The organism is Brevundimonas naejangsanensis (assembly GCF_003627995.1).
GTDB classification, from domain to species: domain Bacteria; phylum Pseudomonadota; class Alphaproteobacteria; order Caulobacterales; family Caulobacteraceae; genus Brevundimonas; species Brevundimonas naejangsanensis_B.
Genome location: NZ_CP032707.1, coordinates 1,408,880 through 1,433,759, shown reverse-complemented (window position 1 = coordinate 1,433,759; position 24,880 = coordinate 1,408,880). Strand labels below are relative to the sequence as shown.

Genomic DNA, 24,880 nt, shown 5'->3' with positions numbered 1-24,880 from the left:
ATCGTAACATTGCGCCTTCCCAAGATGGGACAGGCGAGCTATATGGCTCGCTTCGCGTTCGCCGGGGCGACCTGGAAACGCGTCGAGAATTCGACTGTTTTGGCGCAGCACGCGTCGCCGACTAGCCGGGGACCCATGGCTCAGTTCGATCCTCGCCGCCAGCCCGTCCGGCTCGCGCCGCACCTGCTGACGACCTGCGCCGCTGTGGGCATCGCCCTCTTCGCCGGTCGTGGGTATGAACAGGTGAAGGCCGAGGAAGTTCCGGTCCTGACCGCGGCGCAGATCGACTCGCTGGAAGCCCAGGCCTACGCCGCCGCCGCCGCTCCGGCCGGCATGACCACCCCCGAAGCCATCCCCGTCCAGATTCGCCGCGGCGAGACCTTCGAACAGGCCGTGCGCCGCACCGGCATCGGCGCCGACGAGGCCAAGGCCGTGGCCGCCACCATCGCCAGCGCCTTCGATCTCAAGGATTTGCGCGCGGGCCTGCGCTTCGAGACCGCCGTGTCCAAGCCGCGCGGCGGCATGGGCGACGCCCGCCTGATCGGCCTGACCATGCGCACCGGCCCGGCCAGCCAGCTGACCGTGTCGCGCAGCTTCGACGGCGCCCTGCGTCTGCGCTCGCTCGACGAGAAGGTGACCCAAGAGACCGTCGTCGCCAACGACAAGGTCCAGCGCTCCCTGTCGGCCAGCGCCCGCGAACTGGGCGCCACCTCGGCGGTGATCCGCCGCGCCAGCCAGCTGTTCGCACACAAGTTCGACATGCAGCGCGACGTGATGGCCTCGGACGAGTTCACCCTGGTGTTCGACCGCTCGGTGACCGAATCGGGCCGCACCGTCGAGACCGGCGACCTGCTCTACGCCGAGCTCAAGGGCCACGCCTTCTACCGCTTCCAGCCCGCAGGCTCGAAGACGGCCCAGTATTTCGACGCCACCGGCAAGAATACTCGCACCGCCATGATGCGCACCCCGCTTCAGAACTTCCGCCGCGTCAGCTCCAATTTCGGCGTCCGCACCCACCCCATCTCGGGCTATCGCAAGATGCACCAGGGGATGGACTTCGCCGCCACCACCGGCACCCCCGTGGTGGCCCCCGCCGACGGCGTGGTGGTCGAGGCGCGCCGCTGGGGCGGCTATGGCAACTGGCTGCGCATCCGCCACGCCAACGGCCTGGAAAGCGGCTACGGGCACCTGTCGCGCTACGCCTCGGGCATGCGCGCGGGCCAGCGCGTCAGCCAGGGCCAGGTCGTCGCCTACGTCGGCTCGACCGGCGCTTCGACCGGGCCGCACCTGCACTATGAGATCTGGCGCAACGGCCAGCGGATCAATCCCTCGGGCATCAAGACCCAGGAAGGCACCGTCCTGGCGGGCTCCGACCTGGCCGCCTTCCGCGCCGAGAAGGCCCGCATCGACCGCATCATCGCCGCCGGCGGTCAGCGCCGCCCCGTGCAGCAGGCCTCGACCGACCTGCGCCCGGCCGAGGGCTGACGCCCGGCCGCCGAGACGGCCTGACTCCGCTCGACGCCGCGCGAAGGCGCGACACCGCGTCTTGCTCAAGTTTGCGAAACGCCCCTCACGCCTCGTCGGGCGCCATGCCTCGCTGAAATTTCGGGCTGACCGACCAGGCGCGGCCATGGCCGCGTGGCGGGCGTCGATGGCTGCGGCGCTCTCCGCCCCGCCGCCTCACCAAGCCGAAAAGGGGGTGTGACGTTCAGAAAAGCGAACGCCCCGACCTGCTGATTTCTGCTTATCAGGAGTGGCGCACCCGACACGATTCGAACGTGTGACCTTTGCCTTCGGAGGGCAACGCTCTATCCAGCTGAGCTACGGGTGCGTCTGCGGCGCCGGGGCCGGACGGCGGTGCTTACAGCATGGGCGGGGCGGCCTCAATCCTGAATCTCGCCGGGCCGCCTTCTTGGCGCGCGGCGCGCGAGGGCCTAGCGTCGCGAACCGGAGAGAGGGAGCATCGATGCGCGTCACCACCATAGCCGCCCTGGCGGGCGCCGTCGCCCTGCTGGCCGCCTGCGCCGCGACGCCGAAGGCCGCGTCCGACAGCCTGGACGCCGTCGCGCGCGACTACGTCGCCCTGACGCTGGAGATCGGCGAGCGCGAGCCGGGCTATGTCGACGCCTATTACGGCCCGGCCGAGTGGGCCGAGGCGGCCAAGGCTCATCCGCGCGCCCTGCCCCAGCTGGCCGAGGGCGCGACGGCCCTGACCCGACGGCTGGAGGCCCTGCCCACGACCGGGCTGGACGCCGACAGCCTGCAGCGCCGACGCTATCTGCTGGCCCATGTCTCGGCCGCCTCGGCGCGGCTGCGGATGCTGCAGGGCGAGAAGCTGGGCTTCGCCGATGAGGCCGAGGCCCTGTTCGGAGTGCGGCCGGAGCTGCGCCCCCTGTCGTCCTATGATCCGGTTCTGGCGCGCATCGACGCCCTGGTCCCCGGGGAGGGGCCGCTGGCCGAGCGCGTCGCCGCCTTCCGCGCCCGCTACGTCATTCCCAAGGACCGGCTGGAGCCGGTGATGCGCGCCGCCATCGCCGAGTGCAAGGCGCGCACCGAGCGCCACATGGCCCTGCCCGCCGGCGAAACCTTCACCCTGGAGTTCGTCAACGGAAAGCCGTGGTCCGGCTACAACTGGTTCAAGGGCGGGGCCTTCAGCCTGATCCAGGTGAACACCGACCTGCCCATCTTCATCGACCGGGCGGTCGATCTGGGCTGCCACGAGGGCTACCCTGGCCATCACGTCTACAACGCCCTGCTGGAGCAGACCTTCGTCAAGGACAAGGGCTGGGTCGAGATGAGCGTCTATCCCCTGTTCAGCCCCATGTCCTTCATCGCCGAGGGCAGCGCCAACTACGGCATCGACCTGGCCTTCCCGGGCCATGAGCGCACGGAGTTCGAGGCGCGGGTGCTCTATCCGCTGGCCGGTCTCGATCCGGCGACGGCCGAGGCCCAGACGCAGCTGCTGGCCCTGACGCGCGAGCTGGCGCGGGCGGAATACACGGTGGCGGACGCCTATCTGGCCGGACGCATCGACCGCGAGACAGCGCTTGACCAGCTGCAGAAATACAGCCTCGTCGCGCGCGACCGCGCGGCGCAGCGGCTGAACTTCATCGAGACCTACCGCTCCTACGTCATCAACTACGGCCTGGGCCGCGACATGGTGCAGGCCTGGGTCGAGCGGCAGGGGCCGGATCACTGGGCGACGATGGAGCGGCTGCTGGCCAGCCAGACCCTGCCCGTCGACCTGCACTGAGGCAACCGGCGCGGCCGGGCGGCGTTAGGGCCAAGGTTCCATCCACAGAGGGGCTTCACCCATGCGCATCCGCACCCTGACCATCGCCGCCGCCTCCGTCTTGGCGTTCGGCGCCGCCGCCTGCACCCAGAGCGAACAGAAGCAGGCCGAGACCAAGGCCGAAGCCGCCGGCGACAAGGCCGCCGACGTCGCCGCCCAGACGGGCGAAGTCGTCGAGTCCGGCGCCATGAAGGCGGCCCAGGCCGTCGAGAAGGGCGCGGGCACGGTCGCCGACAAGCTCGAAGACAAACAGGCCCAGGCCGCCGCCGAAGGCCGCCCCGGCGCCGTCAACCCCGCCACCGACGAACGGGTCCCGGCCAAGTACTGAAACGCGCGCGCTCTCCCTCCCCGTCCCGGGGAGGGTGGCTGAGCCGCAGGCGAAGCCGGGTGGGGGCGGCGGGGCTTCAGGCGCGGTGGCTAGCATCACCTGGCCCTCCCCACCCGGTCGCTGCGCGACCACCCTCCCCGGGACGGGGAGGGAGAAGGCCTGCGCTCTATTTCTCCGCCAGCAGGTCGTCGATCAGGGCCAGGGCCTCCTTGCTGACCCAGTCGGCCTCGCCGATCAGGACGGCGCGCACCTGGCCCCGGCGATCCAGCAGGATGGTCTGGGGCATGGCCCCCTTGCCGGGGAATTCGAAGGCCAGCTGGAATTTCGGATCGACGTAGAAGTCCAGCGGCGCGTTCTCGGCGATGAAGGCGCGCGCCTCGCGCTCCGTCTTGTCGACGTCCATGCTGATCGCCGCCACCGTGAAGTCGTCGCGGCCCTGATAGTGCCGGGCCAGGGCGGCCAGGGTCGGCATCTCCAGGCGGCAGGGGGCGCACCAGGTGGCCCACAGATTGACCACCGTCACCTTGCCCTTGAAGTCGGCGAAACGGACGTCGCGCCCCGCCGCATCCTGGAACACATAGTCGGGCGCGGCGAACGGCGGCGGCGCCTGCAGCCGGGCCAGGGAGCCGCGCGCATGGACGATCAGGCGCGTGCTGGGCGTCTTCGGCGCGGCCGAAACCGGCGCGGAGTCTTTGCGCCCCTGATGCTGATTGACGTATAGCAGCGCCGCGCCCACGCCGATCACCGCCATCAGGGCGACCGTCGCAACGCCCGCCCAAGTCCGTCCAGAGCCGCTCATGTCCGATACGCCTTCCAAACCGCAAGACACCCCCTCGCAGGGCCAGTCTCTATGGGGTGGACGCTTCAGCGCCAAGCCCGCAGACATCATGCAGGCCATCAACGTCTCCATCGGCGTCGATAAACGCCTGTGGGCGCAGGACCTGGCCGGGTCGCGGGCGCATTGCCGCATGCTGGCCCAGCAGGGGATCATCCAGCCGGCCGACGCCGAGGCCATCCTGGGCGGGCTGGACGTCATCGAGGGCGAAATCAAGGATGGGACCTTCCCCTTCCGCGACGCCTATGAAGACATTCACATGAACGTCGAAGCGCGGCTGTCGGAGCTGATCGGCGAGCCGTCGGGGCGTCTGCACACGGCGCGCAGCCGCAACGACCAGGTGGCGACGGACTTCCGCCTGTGGGTGCGCGACGCCTGCGACCGCACCGTCGAACAGTTGAAGGCGCTGCAAAGCGCCCTGCTGGACCGAGCGGAACAGCACGCGGGCGACCTGATGCCCGGCTTCACCCACCTGCAGACGGCCCAGCCGGTGACCTTCGGCCACCATTTGATGGCCTATGTCGAGATGTTCGGCCGCGACGCGGGCCGCTTCGCCGACGCGCGCGCGCGCATGAACGAGAACCCGCTGGGCGCCGCCGCCCTGGCCGGTTCGCCCTTCCCGATCGACCGCCACATGACGGCGCAGGCGCTAGGCTTCGACCGGCCGATGGCCAATAGCCTGGACGCCGTGTCGGATCGCGACTTCGCGCTGGAGAGCCTGGCCGCCGCCTCCATCGCGGCGGGCCACCTGTCGCGCCTGGCCGAGGAGATCGTGGTGTGGATGACGCCGATGTTCGGCTTCGCCACCCTGCCCGACGACCTGACCACCGGCTCGTCCATCATGCCGCAGAAGCGCAACCCCGACGCCGCCGAGCTGGTGCGGGCCAAGACGGGCCGCATCAACGGCGCCCTGATCGCCCTGACCACCGTCATGAAGGGCCTGCCGCTGGCCTATTCCAAGGACATGCAGGAGGACAAGCCGCCGGTGTTCGAGGCCTTTGACGCGCTGGATCTGGCGCTGACGGCCATGACCGCCATGATCGCCGCCATTCGTCCCAACACCGAGAAGATGGCCGCCGCCGCCGGGGCCGGCTTCTCGACCGCCACCGACCTGGCCGACTGGCTGGTGCGCGAGCTGAACCTGCCCTTCCGCCAGGCCCACCACGTCACCGGCGCCGCCGTGAAGCGGGCCGAGGCCCTGGGCGTGGGCCTGGGCGATCTGCCGCTGACGGAGCTGCAGGCGCTGGATGGCCGGATCACCGAAGGGGTGTATGAAGTCCTGACGCCCGAAGCCTCCTGCGCCAGCCGCCAGAGCTTCGGCGGCACGGCGCCGGAACAGGTCCGCGCCCGCATCGCCGACTGGAGAAGCCGCCTGTGAAAAAGACCCTGATCCTGGCGGGCGCCGCCGCCCTTGTTCTGGCCGGCTGCGGCCGCATGGCCGATCTGGAGCCGCCGCAAGGCGCCACGCCCAAGAAGCAGACCGAGCGCGCCGTCCGCGACAAGTCGGCCGAGCACCTGCCCGAGCCGGCGATGCAGAACCTGCCCCCGCGCCAGGCGCCCATCGACAACGGCTTCTCCGACCCGTTCGGCAAGCCGCCGCCGATGCGCTGACGCCTTTCCTTCCCTCCCTGACTGGACTCCCCGCCGGTGCACCATTTCGATCTGAAGGACGGCGTCCTGCACGCCGAGGGCGTCTCGCTGGAGGCGCTGGCGGAGACGGTCGGCACCCCGACCTACGTCTATTCCTCGGCGACGCTGCGCCGTCACTACGGCCTGCTGCGCGAGGCGTGCGACGCCCATAGGGATGCGCTGGGCGAGGCCCTGATCGCCTTCGCGGTCAAGGCCAACTCCAACCTATCGGTGCTGGCGACCCTGGCCCGGCTTGGCTGCGGCGCCGACACCGTGTCCGAGGGCGAGATCCGCCGCGCCCTGGCCGCCGGGATTCCGGGCGAGCGCATCATCTTCTCCGGCGTGGGCAAGACCGACGCCGAACTGGCCTTCGCCATCGATCAGGGCGTGCGCCAGATCAACGTCGAGTCCTCGGCCGAACTGGACCGGCTGATCGCCGTCGCCGCCGACAAGAGCGCAGCGCCTGCCATCGCCATCCGCGTCAATCCCAAGATCGGCGCGGGCGGCCACGCCAAGATCACCACCGGCGGGGCGGGCGACAAGTTCGGCGTGCCGGTCGAGGAAGCGATGGCGCTGTACGCCCGCGCCTCCGCCTCGCCCCACGTCACGCCGGTGGGGTTGGCCTGCCACATCGGCAGCCAGATCACCGACTTGGCCCCGCTGGAAGCCGCCTTCCGCGTGCTGCGGGACATGACCGAGGCCCTGCGCGCCCAGGGGCACAGCGTCACCCGCCTCGACCTCGGCGGCGGCCTGGGCGTGCCCTATTACGGCGATGCGGCGACGCCGTCCCCGGCCGACTACATCGCCATGGCTGCGCGCGTGCTGGAGGGCCTGAACGTCGAGACCGCCTTCGAGCCCGGCCGCCTGATGGCCGCCAATGCGGGCGTACTGCTGAGCCGCGTCATCCAGGTCAACGAACGCACCGACGGCCGCCGCTTCCTGGTGCTGGACGCGGCGATGAACGACCTGATGCGCCCGGCCCTCTACGACGCCTTCCACGACCTGAAGCCGGTGCGGCCGGTGGAAGGCGAGGCCCTGCCTTATGACGTGGTCGGCCCGGTCTGCGAGACCGGCGACACCTTCGCCCGCGACCGCGATCTGCCGCCGCTGCAAGCGGGCGACCTGGTCGTGTTCATGAGCGCCGGCGCCTATGGGGCGGTGATGAGCGGCGAATACAACACCCGCCCCCTGGCCGCCGAAGTCCTGGTCGACGGCGCGCGCCAGGCGGTCATCCGCCCGCGCCCGACCTATGACGAAATGTTCGCGCGCGAGCCGATGGCGGGGTGGCTTTAAGAGTGGCGAGTAGCGAGTGACGAGTGGCGAGTGGCGAGGATTAGTCACGAGACGAACTTGTCTCCCCACTCGTCACCACCCACTCGCCACTAGTCTAGAGCGCAGATGTCCGGCAGGCCGCGCATGCCGCCCGCGTGGTCGAGGCCGTAGCCGACCAGGAAGCGGTTCGGGGCCTCCCAGCCGACGAAGTCGGGCTCGGGGGCGCGGGCCTCGGGCCAGGGTTTGCGGGCGAAGACGCAGGTCAGCACCTCGGCGGCGCCCGCTTCACGCGTGATCCGCACCGCCTCGGCCAGCGACAGGCCGGTGTCGAACACGTCGTCCAGGATCAGCACCTTCCTGCCCGCGATCGGTCGCTGATAGGGGGCGCGGACGTCGATCTTGCCGCGGCTGGTCTGTTCGTCGCCGTAGGAGGCCAGCCACAGGGCGTCGAAGCGCACGCAGCGGCCCTCGCGCGCCAGGGCGCGGGTCAGGTCGGCGGCGAACCATAGCCCCCCGGTCAGCAGCACGGCGGCCACCGTCTCGTCGTCGACATGGGGAGCGATGCGGCGGGCCAGATCGGCCACGACGGCCTCGATCTCGGCCTGGGACAGGAGAACCGTGGGGGCGGGCGTCGGTAGGGTGTCAGCCATGCCCCGGCGATACTCCCTGGGCGGGGCCGGTGTCGAGGGGCGCCGCCCCCTGACCTAGGTCGAGGGCGCTGAGACGGCGCAGGCCCCCGTCCTCGCCCGCCCCCTCCGTCGCCGCAGGGACGGCCGGACGGGCGGACGGCTCGGACGGAGACGTCAGGACGAAGTCCGCGTCCAGACCCGTGACCCGGCCTTGCGGATCGGGAATGACGACGGCAAAGCCCTGCACCTGGCCCGGCAGCACCGGCGGCCCGTCCAGCCGCACGACGCGGCGGGCCACCTCTGCGCCCTTGGCGTCCTTCAGGACGACCAGGATCGGCGGGGCGACGACCTCGGCCTCGCGAATATTGCGAAGGGCGCCCGAGACCAGGACGCGGCCGGGATCGTGCGGCGCGGTGCGCCCCCTCAAGGCCTCGAAATCCAGGCCCACGACGTTCACCTCGAGCCCCAGGGCCCTGTAGGCGCCTGCCGTCGCCGGAGCCGCGCGAACGATCTCCTCGCGGAACAGAATCGCCCCCGCCAGCAGGCCCAGGGCCACGACCGCGGCCGCCGCCCAGGCCGCGCCCGCCGCCGCCGCGCGGCGCGCCCGGCGCTTCTGCTCGGCCAGGGCCCGGAAGGCGCGCGGCAGTTCGGGCGCCGGGGTCTCGGCGAAGGTGTCGTAGCGGCCGGCGCCGGCCTCGGCCTCCTCGCTCGGAGTGGGCTCGGGCTCCAGCTCCAGGGGGAGGTCTTCCCGGGTCGCGAGCCAGTCATGGCCGCACGCCTTGCAGCGCACGCGACGGCCGTTCGGGCCGATCGCCTCGTCGGGCACGAAATAGCTAGTGGCGCAGGCGGGGCAGGTCAGTATCATGTCAGCTGACTGCGAGGCTTATCGCCCCCTCCTGTCGCGGCGTAACGCCCCGGTCCAATACGAAACCCGATGCCTGATCCGAACCGCCGCGCCGCCGACCCTGATTCCGCGCCTGACGCCGTCTGCCTCAGGGGCGTGGGCTTCGGCTATGCGGACAGGCCCGCCGTGCTGCGGGACGTTAACCTTAGCTTGCCTCATGGCTCTTTCCACTTCCTTACCGGACCCTCGGGCGCGGGCAAGTCCTCCCTGCTGCGGCTGCTGACCCTGGCGGCGCGGCCCCAGGCGGGACGAATCAGCCTGTTCGGCCGCGAGGTGACCCATCTGCCGCGCCGCGAGGTCCCGGCCCTGCGCCGCCGCATGGGCGTCATCTTCCAGGATTTCCGCCTGCTGGACCATCTCTCGGCCTTCGACAACGCCGCCCTGCCGCTGCGCCTGGCGGGCGAGCGCCCCGCCGACTACGCCGCCGACGTGCAGGAGATGCTGCGCTGGGTCGGCCTGGGCGGTCGGATGGACGCCCGGCCCCCACCCTGTCGGGCGGCGAGAAGCAGCGCCTGGCCATCGCCCGCGCCGTGGTCACCCGGCCGCGCCTGATCCTGGCCGACGAGCCGACCGGCAGCGTCGACCGCGCCATGGGCGAGAAGCTGATGCGGCTGTTCCAGTCGCTGAACAAGCTGGGCGCCACCGTGCTGATCGCCAGCCACGACGAGGCCCTGGCCGAGCGCAGCGGGGCGGCCGTCCTGCGGCTGGAAGGCGGGCGGCTGGAGCAGATTCTCGCGCCTCGCTCCGCTCCCGTCGATGCGGGCGTCGAACCGGAGGCAATCGCATGATCGGCCGCCTGCGCCGTTCGGAGCCGGAGCTGCTGCCGCGCGAAGCGGGCGGCGAGCGCTGGCTGGTCGTGGTCATCGCCGTGCTGTGCTTCCTGGCCTCGATCGCCGCCGTGGGCGCCCTGGCCGCCGATCGCGCGGCGCACGGCTGGGCGCGCCAGCTGCGGGCCGAGGCGACGGTCCAGGTGCGGCCGCGCGTCGACGAGACCGGCCCGGCCGCCGCCGCCCGCGCCGCCGAGACCCTGGCCGGGGTCAAGGGGGTGGCCGAGGCCGAGGCCCTGGACCGCAAGGCGGCGGAAGGCCTGCTGCGCCCCTGGGTGGGCGAGGCGGCCCTGCCGGACCTGCCCCTGCCGCATCTGGTCGTGGTCCACCTGGACCCCAAGGCGCCCGCCAGCGCCCCGAGCCTGAGCCGCGCCCTGGCCGAGGCGGGGCTGGACGCCTCGGTCGACGACCACAGCCTGTGGCGCGGCGAGGTCGAGCGCGCGGCCGGGGTCATCACCGCCCTGGCCGGAGCGGCCTTCCTGCTGATCGCGGCGGCGACGGGAGCCGCCATCGCCTATGCCACCCGGGCGGGGCTAGCGGCCCAGGCCGCGGTGATCGACACCCTGAGCCTGAACGGCGCCTCGGACGGGCGGATCGCGGGCCTGTTCGAGCGCCGCTTCGGCGCCCTGGCCGGGACGGCGGGCGCGACGGGGGCGGCCACGGCCGCCCTGCTGCTGGCGGGACTGCGGCTGGCGGGCGGCGAAGGCGGCCTGACCCCCGCCCTGCCCCTGGCCTATGTCGATCTGCTGGTCCTGACCGCCTGCCCGATCCTGGCGCTGGGCGTCGCCGCGCTCTCGGCCCGCTTCACGGCGCTGGCGAAGCTGAGCGGGCGTAGCTAGTTAGACGCTATGAAGTTCCTGACGCTGATCGCCGTGGTGGCGCTGATGTGGCTGGTCGGCCTGTTCGTCTTCGCCGAGCGGGTGCGCGGCTTCACGCCCGCGCCCGAACCCGCGCGCGCCGACGCCATCGTGGCCCTGACCGGCCCCTCGGCCGAGCGCGTCAACGCCGCCATCCGCCTGCTGGAGCAGGACAAGGGCGACCGGGTGCTGATCTCGGGCGTCAACCGCGAGGTGCGCCGCCAGGAGCTGCGCGCCCTGACGCCGGGGTCGAAGAAGCTGTTCAACTGCTGCGTCGACCTGGGCTTCGAGGCCGAGAACACCGTCGGCAACGCCCAGGAGATCGCCGCCTGGGCGCGGTCCAAGGGCTATGACAGCCTGATCGTGGTCACCTCCGACTATCACATGCCGCGCAGCCTGCTGGAGATCCGGGGCGCCGCGCCGGGAGTGCGGCTGACGCCCTACGCCGTCTCGACCCCGTCGCTGGACAATTCCCGCTGGTGGCGGGCGGCCGAAACGGCGCGGCGCATGACGCTGGAATACATGAAATACCTGGCCGTCCTCGGCCGTGAGGCGATGCACCGGCTGACCGGCCGCCATCCCGAGCGCCCCGACGCCGCCGCCCCATCCCACGCCGAGCCCGTCGCGAACCCCTCCGCATGATCATCCTCCGCTCCCTGCTCTTCACCCTGTGGCTCTATCTGTCGATGCCGCTGTTCGCCGTCCTTCTGTCGCCGGCGCTGCTGATGCCGCACCGGCCGGCAATGGGCGTGATCAAGCAGTGGGCGCGCTTCGTCCTGTTCGGCCTGCGCTGGATCGCCGGGGTGAAGGTCGAGCTGCGCGGCCTCGAGCACCGGCCGCCGCACGCGGCCCTGGTGGCGTGCAAGCATCAGAGCATGCTGGACGTCATCATCCCCTTCGTCGTCCTGCCCGACCCCTGCGTCATCATGAAGAAGGAGCTGCAGCCGATTCCCTTCTTCGGCTGGTTCGCCTGGAAGACCAACATGATCGCCGTCGACCGGGCCGCCCACTCCAAGGCGTTGAAGGATATGGTCAAACAGGCGCGCGCCCGCGCCGCCGAGCAGCGCCAGATCTTCATCTTCCCCGAAGGCACCCGCGCCGAGGTCGGCGCCGCGCCCGACTACAAGCCCGGGGTGATGGCTCTGTATCGCGACCTGGGGGCGCCCTGCTGGCCGGTGGCGACCAACTCGGGCGTGCACTGGCCCGCCCGCGGCTTCAGGCGCTATCCGGGCACGGTGGTGTTCGAATTCCTGCCGCCCATCCCCGCCGGACTGAAGCGCCCCGAGTTCATGAGCGAGCTGGAAAACCGCATCGAGACGGCCTCCAACGCCTTGTTGCAGCCCAAAACCTAGGCTTTGCAGGCCCAGTTCATCAGCCGTTGACCTGGGACCTGTTCATGCCTTCAAGCGTCGCCTTCCGTCTTGCCGTCCTGAGCGTCGCCCTTGTGAGCCTGCCGGCCTCGAGCGCCCTGGGCCAGTCGCAGCCCTTCGCGGCGGTCGAGACGCCCCGGACGTGGAAGGTCGACGTCGGCGGCGGGGTGGTGCGCGGCTTCAGCGTGTCTGGCAAGGACGGCGACCAGGCCAATGTCACCGCCTGGGGCTCGGCCTCCTATCGCGACATCCTCTACGCCAACGGACTGGACGGGATCGGCTGGAACGCGGTCAAGCGCGACGACTTTCACGCCGGAGCGCAGCTTCGCCCGCGCTTCTCCGCCGGGGAGGTGGACGGCATGGACCGGCCCGGCCTGGGCGCCGACGCGGCCCTTTACGCCTTCAAGCGGCTGCCGGGGAACGTGGTGGTTGGAGGCCGCGTCCAGCACGACGCCACCGGCGACGACGCCGGCCTGGAATACTACGGCTCCGTCGGCCACCAGGGCGTGACGCGCGTCGGCCTGCTGCAGACCCTGGCCTATATGCGCGGCGGCGACGACAAGCGGGCCCGGCGCTACTACGGCGTCACCGCCCAGGAGGCCGCGAGCAGCGGCTACGCCGCCTTCGCCCCGTCGGGCGGACTGTCGGCGGCCGGGGCGGCGGCCCTGCTGGCCATTTCGGTCGGCGACCGCTTCGGCCTGGGCGCCTTCGTCAACTATGAGCAGCGGCTCGGCGACGTCCAGGACAGCCCCCTGATCGACGACGACCACGTCTGGCGCGCCGGGATCATCGGCGTGGTCCGCTTCAACAGCGGCGACTGACCCGGATCAGATGGCCGCGAACTCGCTGAGCGCGTCGATGACGGCGCGGTTCTGATCCGCCGTGCCGACGGTGACCCGCAGGCAGTCCGGCAGGCCGTAGCCGCCGACCCCGCGCACGATGATCCCCCTGGACTGCAGATAGTCATGCGCCGCCGAGGCGGTGCGCCTTTCGTCGGGGAAGCGGATCAGGATGAAGTTGCCCGCCGCCGGAAGGACCTCGAAGCCGAAGCCCCGGATCGCCTGGGTCAGGCGCGGCCGCCATTCGGCCACCAGGTCGCGCGAGGCCTTCTGGTGCGCCTCGTCGCCCAGGGCGGCGATGGCCGCCTCGATCCCCGGCACGGAGACGTTGAACGGCAGGCGGATGCGGTCGATGGCCTGCTCGACCGCCAGGGGCGCGTAGCCGAAGCCGACCCGCAGGCCGCCCAGGCCGTGCAGCTTGGAGAAGGTGCGGGTGACGACCAGGTTGGACGCCTCGCGCGCCAGGCCGAAGGCGCTCTCCCACTCCGGCTCGGTGACGAACTCGGCGTAGGCCTCGTCGATGACCAGGAGGACGTGCGGCGGCAGGCCCGCGTGCAGGCGGCGAATCTCCTCGCCCGTGGCGAAGCTGCCGGTCGGATTGGCCGGGTTCGACAGATAGACCAGCCGGGTCCGGCCATCGACCAGGGCCAGCATGGCGTCGACGTCGACGCGGAAATCGGGCTCGGCCGCCTGCCGGACCTCGGCCTGACAGGCGCGGGCCGAGATCTGATAGGCGACGAATGCGTACTGGCTGGTGACGATGTTGTCCCCGGCCTCCAGATAGGTCTGGTTCAGCAGGGCGAAGACCTCGTCCGAGCCGTTGCCGAAGATCAGCCGCTCAGGCTCCAGCCCGTGCGCCTTGGCCACGGCTGCGCGCAGGCGGTCGGCCCGGCCGTCGGGATAGAGGTGGATCGAGGCGACGGCAGCGGCGTAGGCCTCGCGCGCCTTCTCGCCGGCGCCCAGGGCGTTCTCGTTGGACGACAGCTTGATCGGCTTGGCCACACCGGCGATGGCGCTCTTGCCGCCGACGTAGGGGGCGATGTCCAGGATGCCGCGTTTCGGCTCCGGGCCAGGACCGAACCCGGGCTTGGGCGCGTTCGCTTCGGTCATGGGCGGGTCATCCTGTCGGCCGCTGAGGTTCAGAAGACCGGCGCGGCGCCGATGACGCCGGTCAGGCCGCCGGGCGCGCCCGCCAGCCGAGGGTCTTCCGCCTGCACATAACCCGTCAGGACGAACAGCTTCAACCCGCCGCCGCCCGCCAGGAACTCGGCCGCCAGGCCCGCCTGGCCCAGGGCCTCGACGATGCGGGCGTCGGGCCAGGCGCTGTCGGTGACCCAGAAGGTGCGATCGTCGCCGGTCGGCCCCGGCGTCTCGGTCGAAACCATGAGGGCGCGCGGCGATCCCGCCGCGTCGTCCGGCAGGGCGGCGATCACCTTGAGCATGGGCAGGGCGAGCAGCCGTCCCCACCACGGCCGCGTCGACAGGTCGATCAGGGCGCGCGCCCCCTCCCGCGCCGCCGTAAGCGCCTGATCCGCCTCGGCCAGCGGACGCGCCGCCAGACCCCAGCGATCGGCCGCCAACACCTGGGCCAGGGCGCCGCAGGCGACCAGAGGGCGTCCAGCGGCCGCCTCAAGCCGCCCCAGGACGGCGCGCACCGCCGCCTTCTCCGCCGGGCCCATCCCGCCCAAGACCGCCCGCAAGGCGATGGCGTCGCCGTCGAGCGAGCCGCGCCCTCCCGCCGCCAGCCGGGCGCGCGCGGCGACCGCCACGGCCTGCTCCAGCGCCAGGCGTTCTTCGTCGGCGGGCGGCTCCGTCAGCATCAGAACAGCTGCGGCGCAGGCGCCAGGGCGAAGGGCCCCAGATAGGTGCGGCCGTCGCGGAACAGGATGGAGAGCTCGACGCCCTGGCCGTCCGCGCCGGTCCCGCCCTGCGGCGTGGCGGCGGCGGCCTTGGCGGCGGCGGCGCGGTCGAGCGCGCCGCCCTGCTGGGCGCCCGCCAGGCCGACGATGGCCGCCAGCGGCTTCTCGGCCCGCACGAAGACCTGGCCTTCCAGCCGCCCCTTGTCGTCGGCCGACAGGCTTTCGGCCGAGACGAAGGCCTTGCTCTCGCCCGCGCCCAGTTCGCCCTTCACGTCGATGAAGCGCCCCCCCGCCGCCGTCCAGGCGCTCAGCAGGCCGTGGGCGTCCGCGCCCCGGCGCAGGGCCGAGGCCTTCTCGATGACCGCCTCGATCTGGGCGTTCAGCTTGCCCGACTGGGCGAAGCCCTCGACCGGGCCGCCCGGCCGCCCCTCGGCGTCGACCAGGCGGAACAGGACGTCGACGTCGTCGGTCGGCGTGTCGGAGCCCACGAGGTGCGGCCGCATGTAGAATTGCACCAGCCCCGCCTGTTTCAGCGGGAAGGGCTCGGCCCCCGGCAGGGCGGTGAAGACCGGCTTCTCCAGCTCCAGGGCGACGTTGGGCCAGCGCTGGGTCAGGCCGTGCACGCTCATGCGGATGCCCTCGGCGCGGATCGCCGCCTTGCCCTTGACGCCGCGCGTGACGACCAGGCCGTCCGGCGCCGCCATGACCCAGCGGGTCGGATTATAGGCGTTGGCCTGGGCGATCACGACCGGCGCGGCCACGGCGTGGCCGGAGGGGGCGACGACATCCAGGTGCCGGATCGTCACCCGTGCGTGCATGGGCCAGCCCGTGGTGCGCAGGTCCGCGTGGGTCACGCGCCAGCCCGCCTGCTCCAGCCCGGCGACCTTGGCCTCCAGCCGGGTCTCGATCTGACGCGTCAGATAGAACCACCAGCCGGTCCACAGGGCCAGGCCGACGGCGACGATGGCGAAGGGGACGATCAGTCCCTTGCGGCTGTGATGCGGGGGCGCGTCGGTCATGAAAACTCCAGGTTCGCGGCCCCTATAGCGCATGGATCGGGGGCGCCATAAGGGCAGGCGCGCATCCTTCTCCCCTTGTGGGAGAAGGTGGCAGGCGAAGCCTGACGGATGAGGGGTCGCGGGACGCTAGAAACGCGAATCCTTCATCAGATTTCGGCGAGACCCCTCATCCGGCCCTGACGGGCCACCTTCTCCCACAAGGGGAGAAGGGGACGTCGCCTTACGCCGTCAGGTCCGCCCACGTCGCCGCGCAGGCCCGCGCCGCCTCGTCCGGCGCCAGTTCCAGAAGCAGGCCGCGCTGGCCGCCGTTGATCAGCACCCGCTCGAACAGCACCGCCGTCTCGTCGATGAAGGTCGGGACCGCCCTCCTCTGGCCGAAGGGGCTGACGCCGCCGACCTTGAAGCCGGTCAGGCGCTCGGCGTCGGCGGGCTTCATCATCTGCGCCGACTTGCCCCCGGCGGCGGCGGCCAGCTTCTTCATGCCGACCTCGCAGTCCGACGGCACGACGACGCAGACGGGCTTGGCGTCCACCAGAGTCATCAGCGTCTTGAGCACCTGCTCGGGGGCCCAGCCCAAGGCCTCGGCCGCCTGCAGACCCACGCGCGGCGCGTCGGGATCGTAGTCATAGGGATGCAGCTCGAAGGCGACGCCGGCCTTGGTCAGGGCGACGGTGGCGGGGGTGGTGCGGGACATGGGGCTTAGGTCGGTTTGAAGCGCAGCGCCCTGAATAGCCAATGAGACGATGACGTATAGACCCCTCCTCTTTCGTCATCCTCCGGCGAGCGGAGCGAGACCGGGGGACCCAGCGGCGCCCGTCAGGGCGAAAACCCCCGCGCAACGCTTGCAGCAAAGATCGCCTTCGGCGCCGCTGGGTCCTCCGGTCAGCGCCGCTGCGCGGCTTGCCGGAGGATGACGAAAGAGGAAGGGGCGGAGGCTTCAGCTCGATTCCGCCAGGAACGCCTTGGTCAACTCCACCGTCTCGGCCAGGCCCAGGCGCAGCACCTCGGTCCCCGGCGGCAGTGCGGCGAACAGGCGGGTCGGGCAGGCGGCGTCCAGCATGACGAAGACGCCCCGGTCGTCCGCCCGGCGGATCAGGCGGCCGAAGGCCTGGGCGATGCGCCCGCGCGCCAGGGCGTCGTCCCACGAACGACCGCCCGAGCCCGTGCCGAACCGCTCGCGCCGCGCCTTGTGCAGCAGGTCAGGCCGCGGCCACGGCACGCGGTCGAAGGCCAGAACGCGCAAGGACCGCCCCGGCACGTCCACTCCGTCGCGCACGGCGTCGGTGCCCAAAAGACAGCTGTCCCGCTCAGCCCTGAAGACATCCACCAAGGCCCCGACCTCCAGCGGATCGACGTGCTGGGCGTAGAGCGGCAGGCCCGCGCGCGCCAGTTCCGGTCCCAGCCGCTCATAGACCGCCTTCAGACGCCGGATGGCGGTGAACAGGCCCAAGCCTCCGCCGCCCGCCGCCAGAAACAGTTCGCGCATGGCCGCCGCGATCTGGCGCGGGTCATCCTTGACCAGATCGTTGACGACGATGACCCGGCTGTTCGTCGCATAGTCGAAGGGGCTGTCGACCTTCAGCGTCCGCGCCGGTTCGATCAGGCGCGCGGCGCCGGTGCGCAGGCGGGCCAGGTCGAAGGGGTCTTCGGCCGCCGGGTCGGACAGGGTGGCGCTGGTCACCAGGACGCCGTGCGCGGGCATGACCACGGCGGCTTCCAGCGGCACGGTCGGGTCGATCCAGTGACGGCGCAGGGCCACGTCGTGGATGCGGCCGAAGGCGGCCTCGGCGCTCAGCCAGTCGACGTAATCCGGATCGGGTTCGTCCCCGCCCTCTTCCAGCGCCGCCAGCATGGAGCGCCAGCCGGGCAGGGTCATGCGCGCGCGCCGATCCAGCCCCCGCAGCGAGCCCTCGATGCGGGCGCGGGCGGCGCCGTCCAGCTCGGCCGCCTCCTCGTCCAGAATGTCCTCCAGATGGCGCGACAGGGCCAGCAGGGGCGCCTCGACGGCGGCGATGGCGCGGGCCGCCTCGCGGGCGGCCTCCAGCACCGGCTCGGTGACGGGGCGCAGAGCGCACTCCAGCCCGAACTCGGCGCCGCCGGTCTCGGCCGCGCGGGCGCGCAACTGCTCCAGCGCGGCGACCAGAAACCGCTCGATCGGGCCGATGGGGTTCACTTCGCCCGAGGCCGGGGCGATGCGGCCCGACACCCCCTCGCCGGGCAGTTGTGCGGCGGCCTGAAGCGCGTCCTTCAGGGCCTTGGCGGCGGCTTCGTTGTCGGCGGTCAGGTCGCCCAGCCGCTGTTCCAGCCCGCGCCCGCGACGGCCGCGTCCCTCGGGCCCGCGGATCCAGCGGCGCAGTTCGGCCGCCTCCTGGCCCGACAGGCAGGCGGAGAAGGCGCTGTCGGCGGCGTCGAACAGGTGGTGGCCCTCGTCGAAAACGATGCGCTTCAGCGCCGCCGTCTCGCCGTCCTGTTTCAGCCCCCGCGCGGTGCGGGCGCCGTCGAAGGCGGCCTGGGTCATCACCAGCGCATGATTGGCCACCACCAGATCGGCCCGACGGCTGGCGCGGATGGTCTTTTCGACGAAGCACAGGCGATAGTGGGGGCAGGCGGCGTGGACGCACTCGCCGCGCCGGTCGACCAGGTTGGCCGGCCCCGCCTGGTGCATGGGCGCCGTGGCGTAGAGGCCGGGCAGCCAGCCCGGATAGTCGCCGCCGGTCATGTCGCCGTCGCGGGTGTGGGCGGCCCAGCGCGCCGCCAGCGCCATGCCGATCAGGTCGCCGTTCCCCAGCTGCGCCGCCTGCACCATGTCCTGAAGATTGAGCAGGCAGAGGTAGTTCTCGCGCCCCTTGCGCACCACCGTCTTGCGGCGGCGCTCAGCCTCGTCCGGCCACAGGGCGCGGCTTTCGCGGTCGATCTGGCGTTGCAGGGCGCGGGTGTAGGTCGAGATCCACGCTGCGCCGGCGTTGCGCTCGGCCCACAGGCTGGCGGGCGCCAGATAGCCCAGGGTCTTGCCCGTGCCGGTCCCCGCTTCGGCCAGCAGGACGCGCGGGCGCCCCTCCTCATTGCGGGGCGAGAAGGCGTAAGCCGCCTCGGCCGCATAGTCGGACTGGGCGGGCCGCGTCTCGTCCAGACCCGAGGCCTGAAGCAGCTTGTCCAGCCGGATACGGGCGCTCTCGGAATCGACGGGAGCCGACCCGGCCTCGCCGCGCGGCGCCTCGTCCTCCCACTCCTGAAGCCGCGCCCAGACGTCGAGGCCCGAGCCGCGCTGCTGACGATCGCGCAGCGGCCCGGCGCGCAGGGCCTGAAGCACGCGCGACGCCCAGCCCCAGCCCGCCCGCTCCAGCGTCAGGGCCAGCGCATAGGCCTCCTCCCGCCCCGGATAGGCGGGCGCGGCCAGTTCGGCCAGCAGGTCGGCGGCGGCGGCGCGCAGGGCGGAGGCCTGCGCCTCGGCGCCCCTCGGCTCCTCGCGCCCCAGGGCCAGCGCCAGCCCGGTGGCCGACGGGGCGCAAAACCGGGCCGGACGCACGAAGGCGAACAGCTCCAGCGCATCCAGCATCTCGGCCGAGCGCGGCGGCGGCGCCAGGCCTAGACGCCGCGCGGTCAGTCCGGCGTGGGCGACGATGACGGTGCCGCCCATGAACAGGCCCTCGGCGGCGCCCCGGCCGATCTTTCTGGCGCCCTGATCGTCGCACACGGCCCCTGCCCCCGGCGGCGTGGCCAGCGCGGGGGGCAGGTCGAACGTCAGGGACGAGGCTGTCCGAATGTCGGCGGATTCGACGGTCACCCTCGCTCAATAGCGCCGGAGGCAACGAAACGGAACGGGAACATTTCATTGACGGAAGTGTCCCGCCAGAGTATGGCTATAAGAAATAGCCATAATGTGAGCGCGAAATGAGCTGGAGCGTCGCCAAGGCGAAGGACAATCTCTCGGAGGTCATCCGACGTTCGCGCAGCGAGGGGCCGCAGGAGATTTCCCTGCACGGAGAGGCCGCCGCCGTCGTGTTGTCGGCTGAGGACTTCCGCCGGTTGAAAGACCCTCGCGCGGCCCATGATTTCAAGGACTGGCTGCTGAACGGTCCGTCGCTGGAAGGCGTCGATCTGGAGCGAGATCGCCGTCCGACGCGGGACATCGACCCGCTCTGATGTTTCTGCTCGACACCAACGCCATCAGCGAGCCGAAGCGCGCGCGACCGGACGCGGGCCTGATCGGCTGGCTCAGCGATCAGCTGCTGTCGGACCTGCACCTCAGCGTCATCACGGTGGGGGAGCTTCGGCGCGGCATCGTCCGCCTCGAACCCGGCCGCCGACGCGACGATCTCGACTATTGGCTTAGCGACCTGGTGCTGAGGTTCGATGACCGGATTCTGCCGGTCGATCTGGACGTCACCGAGCGCTGGGCCTCTCTAGCAGAGGCCGCGCGAACGGCGGGTCGAGCCTCGGACATGACGGACGAACTGATCGCGGCGACCGCTCATGTCCATGGCCTGGCGGTGGTAACCCGCAACGTCCGGCATTTCGAGCCTCTGGGCTGCCGGGTGCTCTCGCCATGGAGCGAAGAGTGATCCGCCGCCGCAGAGGCTGCTTGGGCGCAGCCTTGGTCATCGGCCTGCTGCTGACCTTCGCGGCATGGAGGATCTTCAACAGCGACGTCGATTACTGTCTCGATTCCGGCGGCCGCTGGGGCGAGAGCGGCTGCGCCTATGCTGAGCCCAGCGAATGACGACGCTTCCGCCCCTGTTCGCCGACTGGTTCGCCGGTCGGGGCTGGTCGCCGCGCCGGCATCAGCTGGAGATGGTCGCCGCCGCCGAGGTCGGGGCGCACGCCCTGCTGGTGGCGCCGACGGGCGGGGGCAAGACGCTGGCGGGCTTCCTGCCCAGCCTGATCGACCTGGCCGAAAGGGGCCCTCGACCCGAAACGGGGCCGGGCTCGGGCGTCCACACCCTCTATCTGTCGCCGCTGAAGGCCCTGACCACCGACGTCGAGCGCAACCTAATGACGCCCATCCGCGAGATCGGGCTGAACATCCATGTCGAGAGCCGCACCGGCGACACCAAACAGTCGAAGAAGCAGCGCCAGCGCGACTTCCCGCCCGACATCCTGCTGACCACGCCGGAGCAGTTGGCCCTATTCTGCGCCTGGGAGGGGGCGAGGGCCTATTTCGCCGATCTGAAATGCGTGGTGCTGGACGAGGTCCACGCCATCTGGAGCGGCAAGCGCGGCGATTTGCTGGCGCTGGGGCTGGCGCGCTTGCAGGCTTTCGCGCCGGGGATGCGGCGGGTGGCGTTGAGCGCGACGGTGGATGACCCGCAAAAGATCGCCGACTGGCTCAGTCCTAGAGCCCTCCCCCTCGAGAGGGGAGGGTTGGGTGGGGGTGGGGTCGCTGGTGTCAATAAGGCGGGCGCGGGGGACGGGGGCGTCTCTCGCGCGGAACATTTCGGCCGTCCGCTCGCACCCCCATCCCCGGCCCTTCCCCCCTCGAGGGGGAAGGGAGTGTTGATTGTCCTCGGCGATCCCGGCGCGCCGCCTGTGGTCGACGTGCTGGTCAGCGAAGGCCGCGTGCCCTGGGCCGGGCACACCGGCGTCCACGCCATCCCCGAGGTCTACGACGCCATCCGGCGCGCTGACCTCAGCCTCATCTTCGTCAACACCCGCTGGCAGGCCGAGTTCGTCTTCCAGTCGCTGTGGGCGATCAATGAGGACGACCTGCCCATCGCCCTGCACCACGGCTCCCTGGCCGCCGAGCAGAGGCGCAAGGTCGAGGCGGCGATGGCGCGCGGCGACCTGAAGGCCGTGGTCTGCACCTCGACGCTGGACCTGGGCATCGACTGGGGCGACGTCGATCTCGTAATCCAGCTGGCCGCGCCCAAGGGGGCCAGTCGGCTGGTGCAGCGCATCGGCCGGGCCAATCACAGGCTGGACGAGCCGTCGCGCGCCCTGATGGTCCCCGCCAGCCGCTTCGAGATGCTGGAGTGCCAGGCCGCGCGCGAGGCCGTGGCCGAGAACGCCTTCGACTGGGAGCCGGAGCATACCGGGACGCTGGATACCCTGGCCCAGCACGTCATGGGCTGCGCCTGCTCCGAACCCTTCGACCTGGCCGAGCTGTTCGCCGAGGTGACGAGCGCGGGGCCCTATCGCGACCTGACCTACGAAGCCTTCGAGGAGGTGGTCGATCTGGTCGCGGTCGGCGGCTATGCGCTGCGGACCTATGACCGCTTCGCCCGCATCGTGCGCACCCGCGACGGCAAATGGACGGTCCGCAACGTCCAGATGGCCCAGCGGCACCGGATGAACGTCGGCGCCATCGTCTCCGCCGCCAATCTGAACGTGCGGGTCGCCGGACGGCGCGCGGGGGGCAAACACCTGGTCGGCGGCCGCAAGATCGGCGAGGCCGAAGAGTGGTATTTCGAACAGATGACGCCAGGCGACACCTTCGTCTTCGCCGGCCAGGTCTGGGCCTTCCAAGGCATCGTCGGGACCGACGCCCTCGTCTCGGCGGCGGTGGACAAAGACCCGCGCATCCCCTCCTACGGCGGGTCGAAATTCCCGCTGGGCACGTCGCTGGCCGAGCGGGTGCGGCGCATGGTGCAGGATCGCGACCACTGGCGCGTCCTGCCGCCCGACGTGCAGGAATGGCTGGAGCTGCAGGGCCTGCGCAGCGCCATCCCCGAGGCCGAGACCCTGCTGGTCGAGACCTTCCCGCGCGGGACGCGGCATTTCCTGGTCGCCTATCCGTTCGAGGGGCGGCTGGCGCACACGACGCTGGCCATGCTGCTGACCCGGCGGCTGGACCGGATGGGCGTCGGGCCGCTGGGCTTTGTGGTGACCGACTATTCGCTGGCGATCTGGTCGATCCGGCCGATGGACGACCTCGACCTGGACGCCCTGTTCGAGCCGGACATGCTGGGCGATGACCTGGAGGCTTGGCTGGAGGAGAGCTTCATGATGAAGCGGTCCTTCCGCAACTGCGCCCTGATCTCGGGCCTGATCGAGCAGCGCCAGCCGGGGGCCGAAAAGACCGGGCGTCAGGTGACCTTCTCGACCGACCTGATCTACGACGTGCTGCGGCGGCACCAGCCGGATCACCTGCTGCTGAGGACGGCGCGGGCCGACGCGGCGACCGGCTTGCTGGACGTGGCGCGGTTGGGTCAGTTGCTGAGCCGCATCCACGGCCGCATCGTGCACAAGGCGCTGGACCGACCCTCGCCCTTCTGCGTGCCGGTGCTGGTGCAGATCGGCCGCGAGCGAGTCGGCGGCGACGCGGCCGAGATGATCCTGGATGAATCCGCCGAGGCCCTGATCGCCGAGGTCATGGAAGACGCGCCCGAGGCGCTGAAGGGGGCGGCGTGAAGACATCGTGCGTCCTTCTCCCCTCGGGGGACAAGGTGGCTTGCGCCGCAAGACGGATGCGGGGGACGCCCGCCGCGCGCTCCCCGTCTGACGGCTTGCCTGCGGATACAGCCCCCTCATCCGAGCGGCTCCGCCGCCCACCTTCTCCCCCGAGGCGAGAAGGACGATGAACGCGGCGTTGCGAGAGTTGCTGTCGCCCTATCGCCATCCGTGCGGCGGGCTGAAGCTGACGGTCAATGGCGAGGCCTGCGTGCTGCGCTGCTCCGGCGCCCTGTGGTTGCCGGCGCATCAGACCCTGGTCGCTTCGGATCTGCACCTGGAGAAGGGCTCCGCCTTCGCCGCGCGCGGCCAGATGCTGCCGCCCTACGACAGCCCCGCGACCCTGGCCAAGCTGGAGGCCGAGATCGAGGCCCTGGCCCCGCGCACGGTCGTGCTGCTGGGCGACAGCTTCCACGATTCAAAAGCGGTGGCGCGCATGGACGGCGCCCAACTGGCGCGGCTGGAGAGGCTGGCCTCCGGGCGCGATTGGGTCTGGCTGGAGGGCAATCACGACCTGGACGCCCTGGCCGGGGCCCTAGATCGCCTGCCCGGCCGGGTGGTCGAGACGATGACACTGGGCGGGCTGTTCCTGATCCACGAGCCGCAGGCGGAACCGGCGCCGGGCGAGGTCGCGGGCCACCTGCATCCGGCGGCGCGGGTCGCCGCCTATGGCCGAGGAGTACGGCGGCCCTGCTTCGTCACCGATGGGCGGCGGCTTATCCTGCCCGCCTTCGGCGCCTTCGCTGGGGGGCTGGACGTGCGCGACCCGGCGATCGCGGGGCTGTTTCCAACTCCGCCGCTGTCCGCCCTGCTGGGGCGCGACAAGGTGCACGCCGTCGCCTTCGGCCGGCTGGCCTGAAACGGCCTCCTAGACGGGGTCGGTCGGCTTGGGCTCGACCTCGGCGGGCGCGTGCGTGGCCTGGGCCGGCTCGTCCGGCAGGGGGATGAACTCCAGGGAATCCTCGGCCGGCAGACTCATGCGGCCCGCCTTCCAATCGGCCTTGGCCTGATCCAGCCGGGCCTGGGACGAGGCGACGAAATTCCACCAGATCAGGCGCTCGCCCACCGGTTCGCCGCCCAGGGCCATGACGGTCGACGGCTGCAGCGCCGTGACCGTCGGCTCGGCCTCGGGCGACAGGACGACCATCTGCCCCTCGTGGAAGGCGCGGCCGTCGACCTCGATCGCGCCCTTGGCCACGAACAGGGCGCGTTCGCTGTAGCCGCCTTTGGCGCGGGGCGGCGGTGGCGCGGCGCGGACGCCCTCGGCCATTTCCCAGTGAACGTAGAAGAGCGGCGATTCCACCGGCGTCCCCGCCTTGGCGCCGAACGCCTCGCCCGCCACCAGACGCGCGAACAGGCCGTTGTTCTCATAGGTCGGCTGGGCGTCCTCGCCCAGGTGGGTGAAGGAAGGGGCGATCTCCTCCTTCTCCAGCGGCAGGGCGACCCAGGCCTGCATGCCGTGCATCTTGCCGCCCTGCGCCTTCTTAAGCGGGTCGGTGCGTTCGGAGTGGACGATGCCAGACCCGGCGGTCATCCAGTTCACCTCGCCAGGACGGATAGGCTGGGTGTAGCCCAGATTGTCCCGGTGCAAGATCTCGCCCTCGAACAGATAGGTCAGCGTCGACAGGCCGATGTGCGGATGCGGCCGCACATTGATGGCGTCGGCGCCGGGCGCGAACTCGGCCGGGCCCATCTGGTCCAGGAAGATGAAGGGGCCGACCATGCGGCGTCGCGCGAAGGGCAGGACCCGCCCGACCTCGAACCCGCCCAGATCCTTGCGGCGCGCGTCGATCACCAGTTCAATCATCTCGGCCTCTCGTTTCCGGAGCCCCGC

The 24,880-nt window shown here is 71.4% G+C and carries 24 protein-coding genes, 1 tRNA gene and 1 pseudogene; 16 read left to right on the top strand and 10 right to left on the bottom strand.

The features are described 5' to 3' along the window. Positions 1-135: 135 nt before the first annotated feature. On the top strand, positions 136-1,485 hold the full coding sequence (locus tag D8I30_RS06730; RefSeq protein WP_121482057.1) for a M23 family metallopeptidase: 1,350 nt from the start codon (positions 136-138) through the stop codon (positions 1,483-1,485). A gap of 269 nt (positions 1,486-1,754) precedes the next feature. On the opposite strand, the gene D8I30_RS06725 is transcribed toward D8I30_RS06730, so the two are convergent. After that, positions 1,755-1,831: transfer RNA gene (locus tag D8I30_RS06725), tRNA-Arg, on the bottom strand. 135 nt (positions 1,832-1,966) lie between these two features. On the opposite strand from D8I30_RS06725, the gene D8I30_RS06720 reads away from it, so the two are divergent. After that, the gene (locus tag D8I30_RS06720; RefSeq protein ID WP_121482056.1) at positions 1,967-3,253 is read left to right on the top strand and encodes a hypothetical protein; all 1,287 of its coding nucleotides are present in this window, start codon (positions 1,967-1,969) and stop codon (positions 3,251-3,253) included. Positions 3,254-3,314: 61 nt separating this feature from the next. Further along, positions 3,315-3,620, top strand: a complete 306-nt coding sequence (locus D8I30_RS06715) for a hypothetical protein (protein WP_121482055.1) — start codon at positions 3,315-3,317, stop codon at positions 3,618-3,620. Between the two features lie 166 nt (positions 3,621-3,786). Here D8I30_RS06715 and D8I30_RS06710 read toward each other — a convergent pair whose 3' ends face one another. After that, complete coding sequence (locus D8I30_RS06710; protein ID WP_121482054.1) at positions 3,787-4,419, bottom strand: TlpA family protein disulfide reductase; 633 nt, start codon at positions 4,417-4,419, stop codon at positions 3,787-3,789. Between D8I30_RS06710 and argH the strand changes: the two genes are divergently transcribed. From argH to lysA, 3 genes are read left to right on the top strand one after another with little or no spacing between them, the layout of a single operon-like run. Further along, on the top strand, positions 4,418-5,833 hold the full coding sequence (gene argH, locus D8I30_RS06705; RefSeq protein WP_121482053.1) for an argininosuccinate lyase: 1,416 nt from the start codon (positions 4,418-4,420) through the stop codon (positions 5,831-5,833). The two genes, D8I30_RS06710 and argH, sit on opposite strands and share 2 nt — an antisense overlap. Further along, the gene (gene lptM, locus D8I30_RS06700; RefSeq protein ID WP_121482052.1) at positions 5,830-6,066 is read left to right on the top strand and encodes an LPS translocon maturation chaperone LptM; all 237 of its coding nucleotides are present in this window, start codon (positions 5,830-5,832) and stop codon (positions 6,064-6,066) included. Before argH ends, lptM begins: the two co-directional genes overlap by 4 nt. Before the next feature lie 36 nt (positions 6,067-6,102). Next, positions 6,103-7,377: a diaminopimelate decarboxylase gene (gene lysA / locus D8I30_RS06695; protein ID WP_121482051.1), complete on the top strand. Its 1,275-nt coding sequence runs from the start codon at positions 6,103-6,105 to the stop codon at positions 7,375-7,377. Between the two features lie 89 nt (positions 7,378-7,466). Here the strand turns inward: lysA and D8I30_RS06690 are convergent, their stop codons facing one another. Together D8I30_RS06690 and D8I30_RS14925 are read right to left on the bottom strand one after the other, a co-directional pair. Then, entirely contained in the window at positions 7,467-8,006 is a 540-nt protein-coding gene (locus D8I30_RS06690) for a phosphoribosyltransferase (RefSeq protein ID WP_121482050.1), read from the bottom strand. After that, positions 7,999-8,850 carry a DUF3426 domain-containing protein gene (locus tag D8I30_RS14925; protein ID WP_121482049.1) on the bottom strand — a complete coding sequence of 284 codons (852 nt, stop codon included), beginning with the start codon at positions 8,848-8,850 and terminating at the stop codon, positions 7,999-8,001. Before D8I30_RS14925 ends, D8I30_RS06690 begins: the two co-directional genes overlap by 8 nt. 69 nt (positions 8,851-8,919) lie before the next feature. On the opposite strand from D8I30_RS14925, the pseudogene D8I30_RS06680 reads away from it, so the two are divergent. From D8I30_RS06680 to D8I30_RS06660, 5 genes and pseudogenes are all read left to right on the top strand, one after another. Further along, positions 8,920-9,677, top strand: a pseudogene (locus tag D8I30_RS06680) (cell division ATP-binding protein FtsE). Next, on the top strand, positions 9,674-10,555 hold the full coding sequence (locus D8I30_RS06675; protein ID WP_121482048.1) for a cell division protein FtsX: 882 nt from the start codon (positions 9,674-9,676) through the stop codon (positions 10,553-10,555). Before D8I30_RS06680 ends, D8I30_RS06675 begins: the two are co-directional and overlap by 4 nt. 9 nt (positions 10,556-10,564) lie before the next feature. Next, the gene (locus D8I30_RS06670; protein ID WP_121482047.1) at positions 10,565-11,215 is read left to right on the top strand and encodes a YdcF family protein; all 651 of its coding nucleotides are present in this window, start codon (positions 10,565-10,567) and stop codon (positions 11,213-11,215) included. Next, positions 11,212-11,925, top strand: a complete 714-nt coding sequence (locus D8I30_RS06665) for a lysophospholipid acyltransferase family protein (RefSeq protein WP_121482046.1) — start codon at positions 11,212-11,214, stop codon at positions 11,923-11,925. The genes D8I30_RS06670 and D8I30_RS06665 overlap by 4 nt, the downstream gene beginning before the upstream one ends. Before the next feature lie 44 nt (positions 11,926-11,969). Further along, a complete protein-coding gene (locus D8I30_RS06660; RefSeq protein ID WP_121483424.1) occupies positions 11,970-12,764 on the top strand; it encodes a MipA/OmpV family protein in 795 nt (264 codons plus the stop codon). A 6-nt stretch (positions 12,765-12,770) separates the two neighbouring features. Here D8I30_RS06660 and hisC read toward each other — a convergent pair whose 3' ends face one another. From hisC to D8I30_RS06635, 5 genes are all read right to left on the bottom strand, one after another. Next, positions 12,771-13,892 (bottom strand): histidinol-phosphate transaminase, encoded by a 1,122-nt coding sequence (gene hisC / locus D8I30_RS06655; RefSeq protein ID WP_121482045.1) that lies wholly within the window; start codon positions 13,890-13,892, stop codon positions 12,771-12,773. A gap of 29 nt (positions 13,893-13,921) precedes the next feature. Then, positions 13,922-14,602: a hypothetical protein gene (locus D8I30_RS06650; RefSeq protein WP_121482044.1), complete on the bottom strand. Its 681-nt coding sequence runs from the start codon at positions 14,600-14,602 to the stop codon at positions 13,922-13,924. Then, positions 14,602-15,660, bottom strand: coding sequence for a DUF2125 domain-containing protein (locus D8I30_RS06645; RefSeq protein WP_121482043.1), 1,059 nt, complete (start codon positions 15,658-15,660; stop codon positions 14,602-14,604). Before D8I30_RS06645 ends, D8I30_RS06650 begins: the two co-directional genes overlap by 1 nt. Positions 15,661-15,880: 220 nt before the next feature. After that, on the bottom strand, positions 15,881-16,354 hold the full coding sequence (ybaK, locus tag D8I30_RS06640; RefSeq protein ID WP_121482042.1) for a Cys-tRNA(Pro) deacylase: 474 nt from the start codon (positions 16,352-16,354) through the stop codon (positions 15,881-15,883). A 243-nt stretch (positions 16,355-16,597) separates the two neighbouring features. Then, the gene (locus D8I30_RS06635; RefSeq protein WP_121482041.1) at positions 16,598-19,444 is read right to left on the bottom strand and encodes an ATP-dependent DNA helicase; all 2,847 of its coding nucleotides are present in this window, start codon (positions 19,442-19,444) and stop codon (positions 16,598-16,600) included. 107 nt (positions 19,445-19,551) lie between these two features. On the opposite strand from D8I30_RS06635, the gene D8I30_RS06630 reads away from it, so the two are divergent. The 5 genes from D8I30_RS06630 (at position 19,552) to pdeM (ending at position 23,905) form a co-directional block, all read left to right on the top strand. Then, positions 19,552-19,803, top strand: coding sequence for a type II toxin-antitoxin system Phd/YefM family antitoxin (locus D8I30_RS06630; RefSeq protein ID WP_121482040.1), 252 nt, complete (start codon positions 19,552-19,554; stop codon positions 19,801-19,803). Next, on the top strand, positions 19,803-20,222 hold the full coding sequence (locus tag D8I30_RS06625) for a type II toxin-antitoxin system VapC family toxin (RefSeq protein ID WP_121482039.1): 420 nt from the start codon (positions 19,803-19,805) through the stop codon (positions 20,220-20,222). Before D8I30_RS06630 ends, D8I30_RS06625 begins: the two co-directional genes overlap by 1 nt. A 20-nt stretch (positions 20,223-20,242) precedes the next feature. Next, complete coding sequence (locus D8I30_RS14385) at positions 20,243-20,380, top strand: hypothetical protein (protein ID WP_162938824.1); 138 nt, start codon at positions 20,243-20,245, stop codon at positions 20,378-20,380. Continuing rightward, a complete protein-coding gene (locus D8I30_RS06620) occupies positions 20,377-23,007 on the top strand; it encodes a ligase-associated DNA damage response DEXH box helicase (protein WP_121482038.1) in 2,631 nt (876 codons plus the stop codon). Before D8I30_RS14385 ends, D8I30_RS06620 begins: the two co-directional genes overlap by 4 nt. Positions 23,008-23,173: 166 nt before the next feature. Beyond that, positions 23,174-23,905 carry a ligase-associated DNA damage response endonuclease PdeM gene (gene pdeM / locus D8I30_RS06615; RefSeq protein WP_121482037.1) on the top strand — a complete coding sequence of 244 codons (732 nt, stop codon included), beginning with the start codon at positions 23,174-23,176 and terminating at the stop codon, positions 23,903-23,905. Between the two features lie 9 nt (positions 23,906-23,914). Here pdeM and D8I30_RS06610 read toward each other — a convergent pair whose 3' ends face one another. Next, positions 23,915-24,853, bottom strand: a complete 939-nt coding sequence (locus D8I30_RS06610) for a pirin family protein (protein ID WP_121482036.1) — start codon at positions 24,851-24,853, stop codon at positions 23,915-23,917. Positions 24,854-24,880: the final 27 nt, after the last annotated feature.

Excerpts from the sequence above, each read along its gene's own strand:
- argH (WP_121482053.1), top strand. The coding sequence starts at position 4,418 with ATGTCCGATACGCCTTCCAAACCGCAAGACACCCCCTCGCAGGGCCAG.
- D8I30_RS06670 (WP_121482047.1), top strand. The coding sequence starts at position 10,565 with ATGAAGTTCCTGACGCTGATCGCCGTGGTGGCGCTGATGTGGCTGGTC.
- pdeM (WP_121482037.1), top strand. The coding sequence starts at position 23,174 with ATGAACGCGGCGTTGCGAGAGTTGCTGTCGCCCTATCGCCATCCGTGC.
- D8I30_RS06650 (WP_121482044.1), bottom strand. The coding sequence starts at position 14,602 with ATGCTGACGGAGCCGCCCGCCGACGAAGAACGCCTGGCGCTGGAGCAG.
- D8I30_RS06665 (WP_121482046.1), top strand. The coding sequence starts at position 11,212 with ATGATCATCCTCCGCTCCCTGCTCTTCACCCTGTGGCTCTATCTGTCG.
- D8I30_RS06720 (WP_121482056.1), top strand. The coding sequence starts at position 1,967 with ATGCGCGTCACCACCATAGCCGCCCTGGCGGGCGCCGTCGCCCTGCTG.
- D8I30_RS06690 (WP_121482050.1), bottom strand. The coding sequence starts at position 8,006 with ATGGCTGACACCCTACCGACGCCCGCCCCCACGGTTCTCCTGTCCCAG.
- D8I30_RS14925 (WP_121482049.1), bottom strand. The coding sequence starts at position 8,850 with ATGATACTGACCTGCCCCGCCTGCGCCACTAGCTATTTCGTGCCCGAC.
- D8I30_RS06715 (WP_121482055.1), top strand. The coding sequence starts at position 3,315 with ATGCGCATCCGCACCCTGACCATCGCCGCCGCCTCCGTCTTGGCGTTC.
- D8I30_RS06660 (WP_121483424.1), top strand. The coding sequence starts at position 11,970 with ATGCCTTCAAGCGTCGCCTTCCGTCTTGCCGTCCTGAGCGTCGCCCTT.
- ybaK (WP_121482042.1), bottom strand. The coding sequence starts at position 16,354 with ATGTCCCGCACCACCCCCGCCACCGTCGCCCTGACCAAGGCCGGCGTC.
- D8I30_RS06675 (WP_121482048.1), top strand. The coding sequence starts at position 9,674 with ATGATCGGCCGCCTGCGCCGTTCGGAGCCGGAGCTGCTGCCGCGCGAA.
- D8I30_RS06625 (WP_121482039.1), top strand. The coding sequence starts at position 19,803 with ATGTTTCTGCTCGACACCAACGCCATCAGCGAGCCGAAGCGCGCGCGA.
- hisC (WP_121482045.1), bottom strand. The coding sequence starts at position 13,892 with ATGACCGAAGCGAACGCGCCCAAGCCCGGGTTCGGTCCTGGCCCGGAG.
- D8I30_RS06730 (WP_121482057.1), top strand. The coding sequence starts at position 136 with ATGGCTCAGTTCGATCCTCGCCGCCAGCCCGTCCGGCTCGCGCCGCAC.
- D8I30_RS06710 (WP_121482054.1), bottom strand. The coding sequence starts at position 4,419 with ATGAGCGGCTCTGGACGGACTTGGGCGGGCGTTGCGACGGTCGCCCTG.
- D8I30_RS06630 (WP_121482040.1), top strand. The coding sequence starts at position 19,552 with ATGAGCTGGAGCGTCGCCAAGGCGAAGGACAATCTCTCGGAGGTCATC.
- D8I30_RS06645 (WP_121482043.1), bottom strand. The coding sequence starts at position 15,660 with ATGACCGACGCGCCCCCGCATCACAGCCGCAAGGGACTGATCGTCCCC.
- D8I30_RS06610 (WP_121482036.1), bottom strand. The coding sequence starts at position 24,853 with ATGATTGAACTGGTGATCGACGCGCGCCGCAAGGATCTGGGCGGGTTC.
- D8I30_RS06620 (WP_121482038.1), top strand. The coding sequence starts at position 20,377 with ATGACGACGCTTCCGCCCCTGTTCGCCGACTGGTTCGCCGGTCGGGGC.